The sequence below is a fragment of the Vibrio sp. 2134-1 genome (assembly GCF_033339495.1).
Window position 1 is genome coordinate 1 of the sequence record NZ_JAWOUS010000183.1, and the last position, 940, is coordinate 940.

At 46.8% G+C, this 940-nt stretch carries 1 protein-coding gene; it reads left to right on the plus strand.

Features of this window, described 5'->3' with window-relative positions:
- Positions 1–875: flagellin (locus R7R78_RS24800; RefSeq protein WP_225474457.1), on the plus strand; the 875-nt coding region annotated here is incomplete at its 5' end.
- Positions 876–940 lie beyond the last annotated feature (65 nt).

The following is a 940-nucleotide window of genomic DNA, read 5'->3' on the forward strand; positions in this document are numbered from 1 at the left end:
GCAGTGATATTCTGCAACGGCTACGCTCTCTCGGACTTCAGGCCGCAAATGGCAGCCATGAACAGGATGATCGTACAAGTCTTCAACAAGAAGTGATTGCACTACAAGATGAATTGGATCGTGTGGCAATTACGACGACATTCGCGGATAAAAACCTCTTCAATGGCTCTTATGGTTCTCAGAGTTTTCATATTTGCGCCAATGCGAACTCTATATCATTGACGCTCAGAAACATGCGTACGCACATACCTGAAATGGGCGGGCAACATTATCTGGGTGACAGTTTAGACAAAGACTGGCGGGTAACGAGAGATAACCAACAGTTCGCGTTTGAATATCAAGACAATGAAGGCCAAGCACAATCTAAAGCATTAACACTCAAAGTAGGCGATAGCCTTGAAGAAGTGGCAACCTACATTAATGCCAAGCAATCGGTAGTCGATGCTTCTGTAACGCAAGATCATCAATTGCAGTTTTTTACCTCGACACTGAATGCGCCAGAAGGCGTCACATGGAAAGGCAATTTTGCCGATGAGATGGATCTAGGTTCCGGTGAGATGGTGACCGTTGATGATCTCGATATGTCGACAGTAGGAGGCGCTCAGCTTGCCATTAGTGTGGTGGATGCGGCGATAAAGTATGTTGATTCTCATCGCAGTGAAATCGGTGGATTTCAGAATCGTGTGAGTGGCACGATCGATAATTTAAACACCATTAACCGGAGTGTTTCGGAATCAAAAGGGCGAATTCGCGATACAGACTTTGCTCGGGAGTCGACAGTAATGGTGCGCTCTCAGGTGCTGCAGGATGCGACAACTGCATTACTCGCTCAAGCGAAGCAAAGGCCGAGCTCAGCACTAGGCTTGCTCAGTTGAACGTGTTTCAGCGATGCGCATCGACCAGAAAAAATTCAGATAATAAGAAACGCTGCCATTGGCAG